The sequence below is a fragment of the Aquaspirillum sp. genome, assembly GCF_055136605.1.
The window spans coordinates 40743-46893 of sequence record NZ_JBSQVP010000012.1; the positions used below are offsets into that span (position 1 = coordinate 40743).

Sequence of the window (6151 nt, forward strand, 5' to 3'; positions counted from 1 at the left end):
CCGCGCCGCCCAGCCTAAGTGCTGGGCGGTGTGCGTTATACTGGTCAACTTTTTTGCCGCGCATGGGCAACGATTAAAGAGCGAGATATGAGTGCAGCCATTGAAGTACAGGGCGTCAGTAAACGGTTCGGTCAGTTCACGGCACTAAACCAAGTCAGTTTTACTGTTCAACAAGGTGAATTTTTTGCCCTATTGGGGCCAAATGGTGCCGGCAAAACCACATTGATTTCTTGTTTGGCCGGTTTGTCACGTCCCGATCAAGGCGCGCTGCGCGTGATGGGGCACGATGTGGTCAGTGACTATCGCGCCGCCCGCGCCGCGTTGGGCGTGGTACCACAGGAATTGGTGTTCGACCCTTTTCTCACCGTGCGCGAAACCCTGCGTTTTCAATCCGGTTATTTTGGTTTACGGCACAACGATGCTTGGATTGACGAAATTTTGCACAAGCTGGGACTGAGTAATAAAGCCGACAGCAATATGCGAGCCCTCTCCGGCGGCATGAAACGCCGCGTGATGGTGGCACAAGCCCTCGTTCATAAACCACCAGTCATTGTGTTGGATGAACCAACGGCAGGGGTGGATGTTGAATTACGGCAAAGTTTGTGGACGTTTGTGCAAGAGCTCAATCACGCTGGCCACACCATTGTATTGACCACACACTATTTAGAAGAAGCAGAGATGCTGTGTTCACGCATCGCCATGTTAAAAGCAGGGCAAATCATTGCCCTCGAAGATAAAGCAACCCTTTTGGGCCGCGATGCTGGACGCGAGTTGTGGATTAAGACCGAACCCGCAGGAACCTTGCCAGAGCCATATCAAGCATGGAAAGTCCGCGAAGAAGAGGGTGGCGTGGTGTTGAAATTGCCTTCGATTCAAGCACTCGAACCCCTGTTGCAAACCTTGCGCCAGCAGGGGCTTATTTTGCGTGATATGCGCTTGCGAGAAACCGACCTCGAACACGTATTTGTCAGCATGATGCACAAGGAAATGCAGTGATGTACGGTTTTCAAACGCTATTTAAAAAAGAAATTTTGCGCTTTTGGCGCGTGGGTTTTCAAACGGTGGCAGCGCCAGTATTAACCGCCCTGCTCTATCTGTTGGTGTTTTCTCATGCACTGTCCCGCCATGTCGAAGTCTATGCTGGGGTGAGTTATACCGCCTTTCTGATTCCGGGTTTGGTGATGATGTCGATGGTACAAAATGCCTTCGCTAACAGTTCATCCAGCCTGATTCAATCAAAAATCACCGGTAATATTGTTTTTATTCTGTTGCCACCGCTGTCACATCGTGAGTTTTTTGCTGCCTATTTATTAGCAGCCATCGTGCGTGGGGTTGTGGTGGGGGCAGGGGTGTTGCTGGCCACCGGTTGGATGGCCTTGCCGCCGGTAGAGCATCCACTGTGGGTATTGACCTTTGCGGTGTTGGGCTCGGGTATTTTGGGCGTCTTAGGGATTGTGGCAGGGATTTGGGCCGAGAAATTCGACCAACTGGCTGCGTTTCAAAACTTCCTCATCATGCCGCTGACTTTCTTATCTGGGGTGTTTTATTCGGTGCATACCCTGCCGCCATTTTGGTATACCGTGTCCCACCTCAACCCTGTGTTTTATATGATTGATGGTTTCCGCTATGGCTTTTTTGGCGTAGGGGATACCGACCCTTGGCAAAGTTTCACTGTGGTATCGCTGTGTTTCGTGGTGCTGTCGTGGTTGACACTGCACTTACTGAAATCTGGCTATAAACTCAGACACTAACCGACCACCTATTTTTAAAGGAAGTCCAATCTATGGTGACTCCAGAACAAGTTCGCGATTACATCGCTGCCGGCCTCGCCTGCGACCATCTCGAGGTCAGCGGTGATGGCGCTCATTTTGAAGCTGTGATTGTTGCAGCTGCCTTTAGCGGTAAAAGCCGGATTCAACAACATCAATTGGTCTATGCCGCGTTGGGTGAGCGGATGCGGGAAGAGATTCACGCCCTGTCGATGAAAACTTTCTCTCCTGAACAATGGGCAGCCCGTTGATATGGAACAACTGAAAATCACTGGCAACGGGCCACTACAAGGCGAGATTAAAGTATCAGGGGCAAAAAATGCTGCCCTGCCTATTTTATGCGCTAGCCTCTTAACCGCCGACACCCTGCGCCTCACCAATGTGCCACAGCTGCGCGATGTGCGAACCACCCAAAAGTTGTTGCAAGGCATGGGCGCACGGGTGATGACCGACAATGTGCATGAATTTGAGTTGTGCTCGGCCAATATCCACGACACCTGTGCGCCGTATGATTTGGTCAAAACCATGCGCGCTTCTATTTTGGTGTTGGGCCCGACCCTCGCTCGTTTTGGTGAAGCCTCGGTTTCGCTCCCCGGCGGATGTGCGATTGGTTCACGACCTGTCGATCAACATATCAAAGGCCTCGCGGCGATGGGCGCAGAAATCGCCATTGAGCATGGCTATGTCAAAGCCAAAGGCAAGCTCAAGGGCGCTCGTATTGTGATGGATATGGTCACCGTCACAGGGACAGAAAATTTATTGATGGCAGCCGTGTTGGCCGACGGTACCACGGTGTTAGAAAACGCTGCCCGCGAACCAGAAGTATCGGACTTAGCCGAATGTTTGGTCAAAATGGGCGCAAAAATTTCTGGGATTGGCTCTGATCGGTTGGTAATTGAGGGGGTTGAGCGTTTACATGGTGCAGAACATGCCATCATGCCTGACCGGATTGAAGCGGGGACTTTCCTTGTTGCTGGCGCCATGACTCAAGGCCATATTGTGCTGCGCCAAGCGCGGGCACGCGATATGGATGTGGTATTAGATAAGCTGGTAGAAGCCGGTTGTGTGGTGGAAGCCGGCGACGATTGGATTTCATTAGACATGAAACGCCGTCCGAAAGCTGTGGATGTCCGCACCTTGCCTTATCCCGCCTTCCCAACGGATATGCAGGCACAGTTTATGGCTATGAATGCCATTGCTGAAGGCGCTGGCATCATTACCGAAACCATTTTCGAAAACCGCTTTATGCACGTTTCCGAGCTGGCGCGGATGGGCGCAAATATCGAGGTACAAGGCAACACGGCGATTGTGCGTGGCGTGGAAAAACTGTCAGGTGCCACCGTGATGGCAACCGATTTACGCGCTTCGGCCAGTTTGGTGATTGCGGGGTTGGTGGCAGAAGGCGAAACCATCGTCGATCGCATCTATCACCTTGATCGTGGCTATGAACATATTGAGCAGAAACTTGGTGCAGTTGGCGCTAAAGTTGAACGGCTGAATCGTTAAATAAGACAAATAGCTGATTCATCGAGAAACCGGAGCCACGCTCCGGTTTTTATATTTACCATAAAAAATACAAAAAATAGTAGACACACCGTAGCTTCCAGCATTCATTAAGAAGTCATGCCGTTTTTTTGTTGTTTCTTGACGTTTCCATTAAACTTGACATAAATCAAAAAATCGCAGATAACAGCAACAGGCCTTTATTCTTCGCATGGAATCTTCCCCATGAGCGACTCTTCCCATTCGGATAACTTTGATGTCAAGCTGCATGCACTGCGTAATCTCTACGTGCGAGATTTAAATAGCAAAATCGATGCTCTCGGTGTGACGCTCGAAGAAGCTCGCCGCAGTGGGCAAGTCCACGATCTACAGCTTCCTAAACAGCTGGCCCATTCTTTGGCTTCATCGGCACAAACCTTTGGTTTTCCTGAGGTAATGCGTGGGGCACGCTTGATTGAGCAATATCTGTGTGAGCGTTTAGCGTTAGACCAAGGTTTGGTTCAAAACACATCAGCGGCATGGAAACCTGCTTTTGATGCACTACAGGTATTGCGACAAGCCACCGTGCACAAGCCCGCCCCCAGCCCAGTCAATGAACGCTCAACCGCCTTTTTATTAACACCAGAGCATGGCAATCCTGAACGTGCTCTATTGTTAATCGAAGAGAACTCACACGGTGGGCGCGACTTAAGCAGTCAATTTGGCTATCTCGGCTACCAAGTAGAGAGTATTGCCCACGGCCAACAGCAGAATAACTGTGAGCATTTTATCTTCCACAAGCCACGCGCCATTCTGATCGACACCGACGACCGCGAACCCATTTCCTATCAGGCCTATCTGAATAATCTTGGGCTGCCTCATGCGGCAGATGATGAAACCCCGATTATTTTTCTGTGTAACCACAACCATATCAATGCTCGTCTTGCCGCTTTGCGTGCAGGGGGCAGTGCTTTTTTTAATAAGCCGGTGGATGTTGGGGTGTTGATTGATGCGGTGGATCGTCTGACTCGTTTAACCGATTTACCGCCGTTGCGGGTGATGATTGTTGAAGATCAGGAACACATGGCCCGCTTTTATGCCTCGGTTTTGCGGCAAGGTGGGTTTGAGGTACGGGTAGTATTAGATGCGATGACGGTATTGGAGAATTTAGAAGAATTCGAGCCCGATTTGCTGCTCATTGATATGTATATGCCCTATTGCAGCGGCACGGAACTGGCACAGATTATTCGGCAACAAGAGGCATTTATCAGTGTACCGATTGTGTATTTATCGGCAGAAACCGATGTTGCCGCTAAGCTAGAGGCCATGCGTTTGGGAGGTGATGACTTCATCAGCAAACCGGTTGACCCAAGTTTTTTAATTTCCACTGTTCGCACGCGCACCTTGCGCCACCAACACATTCGGCAACATATTGTGCGTGACGGTCTCACCGGCTTGCTCAATCACACGCGCTTTAAAGAGCAAATCAATATTGAAATCACCCGCGCCCGCCGTCTACAACAGCCGTTAAGCTTGGCGATGATCGACATCGATCACTTTAAGCATGTGAATGACACCTATGGCCATCCTGCCGGTGACCGCGTGTTGCGCTTGTTAAGCCGTTTTTTAGAGCGTCGCTTGCGTTGTACCGATGTCTGTGGTCGCTTTGGGGGCGAGGAGTTTGGGGTGTTGTTGACGGGTGCTGATGCAGAACAAGCAGCGAAAGTGATGGATGCGCTGCGTGAGGATTTTTCGCAGTTGGAACAGACTGCAGAGCAACAAGCGTTTCATGTGACGTTCAGTTGTGGCATTGCCGATCTCACCGCCGCCACCGATGCCACCCAAATCATCCGCCAAGCCGACCGCGCACTCTATCGCGCCAAACATGGTGGCCGTAACCAAGTCCGCATTGCGACTTTGTTTAACGACTAAGCCACCGAACCACCTGCACAGCATATCGTCACCGTAGGGGCGGCCATGAGAGGCCGCCCACGTCATTTAGGACGGGAAGGATGTCAGAGACACTCAACGGTCACACCATGTTCGGCCAGCCAAATTCGTCGTCGCATATAGTCAGGCATCACACGCTCAACGCGAAGCCAAAATTCAGGCGTGTGGTGAGGCTCATATAGATGGGCCATTTCATGCACCACAACGTACTCCACGATTTGAGCAGGTAGCAGGATTGTTTTCCAATGGAAGTAAAGCCAATCACCCTTACCACAAGAACCCCAGCGATAACCAAGGTCCTGCACCTTGACACCACGAGGATTGACCGCCATCCGGTTGCGGAAATTAGCCATTCGTTGTGTCAACCACGTCTTACCATGAGCACTGTACCAGCGGATGAAATGTTCACGGGCCTGTGGCAGCTCACTGCGCAGCAGGCAAAAACGCCCAGCGGTGAGCTTGAGCGGTACATCCTGATTATCGACTAGCTTGAGCCGATAGCTTCGCCCCAAATAGAGGAAACCCTCACCATCAACAAACATCTTGGTTGGCGCCACCTGTAGCAAACGGTCCTTCTCCGCCAACCGTGAGTAGATCCAGAAACGCTTTTCCAACACAAATTGGTACAGGGATGCTTCGCTGACATCCGGTGGGGCGACCAGCAGCAGTTGACCATCACGCTCCACAGTGATCTGCATGCACAACACGAGCAGGTCTGGCTGGTGTAGGCCGGGTTGACGTACTCGACCGCGATACCTGCTGCCTTGGCCTTGTATTCGACGAAGGTTTGCAACTGCCGCCACGCCCAGCGGTGCAGGCGGCCACGCATGCGTTTGCCCGCCTTGATGCGGGAGCGAATGTGCGTCAGGTCTTCCATCGTAATCTTGGCGACACCGGTTTGGATCGCCGCCTGAACAATGGCCTTGCTCGTTTCGTGGTTGATGTGCTTC

Annotated in this window: 6 protein-coding genes and 1 pseudogene; 5 read left to right on the top strand and 2 right to left on the bottom strand. The window is 51.4% G+C overall.

Annotated features, from left to right (window positions below; translation table 11 throughout):
* The first annotated feature begins 87 nt into the window (after window positions 1-87).
* From ACTBZS_RS03650 to ACTBZS_RS03670, 5 genes are all read left to right on the top strand, one after another.
* The gene (locus ACTBZS_RS03650) at window positions 88-996 is read left to right on the top strand and encodes an ABC transporter ATP-binding protein (protein ID WP_460429308.1); all 909 of its coding nucleotides are present in this window, start codon (window positions 88-90) and stop codon (window positions 994-996) included.
* Window positions 996-1751, top strand: coding sequence for an ABC transporter permease (locus ACTBZS_RS03655; protein WP_022652649.1), 756 nt, complete (start codon window positions 996-998; stop codon window positions 1749-1751). Before ACTBZS_RS03650 ends, ACTBZS_RS03655 begins: the two co-directional genes overlap by 1 nt.
* A 32-nt stretch (window positions 1752-1783) precedes the next feature.
* The gene (locus tag ACTBZS_RS03660; protein WP_022652650.1) at window positions 1784-2020 is read left to right on the top strand and encodes a BolA family protein; all 237 of its coding nucleotides are present in this window, start codon (window positions 1784-1786) and stop codon (window positions 2018-2020) included.
* Between the two features lies 1 nt (window position 2021).
* Complete coding sequence (murA, locus tag ACTBZS_RS03665) at window positions 2022-3275, top strand: UDP-N-acetylglucosamine 1-carboxyvinyltransferase (protein ID WP_460429307.1); 1254 nt, start codon at window positions 2022-2024, stop codon at window positions 3273-3275.
* Between the two features lie 222 nt (window positions 3276-3497).
* Window positions 3498-5183, top strand: a complete 1686-nt coding sequence (locus ACTBZS_RS03670) for a diguanylate cyclase (protein WP_463043299.1) — start codon at window positions 3498-3500, stop codon at window positions 5181-5183.
* Window positions 5184-5266: 83 nt separating this feature from the next.
* Here ACTBZS_RS03670 and ACTBZS_RS03675 read toward each other — a convergent pair whose 3' ends face one another.
* Together ACTBZS_RS03675 and ACTBZS_RS03680 are read right to left on the bottom strand one after the other, a co-directional pair.
* A complete protein-coding gene (locus tag ACTBZS_RS03675) occupies window positions 5267-5899 on the bottom strand; it encodes a M48 family metallopeptidase (RefSeq protein ID WP_463043300.1) in 633 nt (210 codons plus the stop codon).
* Window positions 5900-5925: 26 nt separating this feature from the next.
* Window positions 5926-6144, bottom strand: a pseudogene (locus ACTBZS_RS03680) (IS200/IS605 family accessory protein TnpB-related protein); the annotation flags it as partial.
* Window positions 6145-6151: the final 7 nt, after the last annotated feature.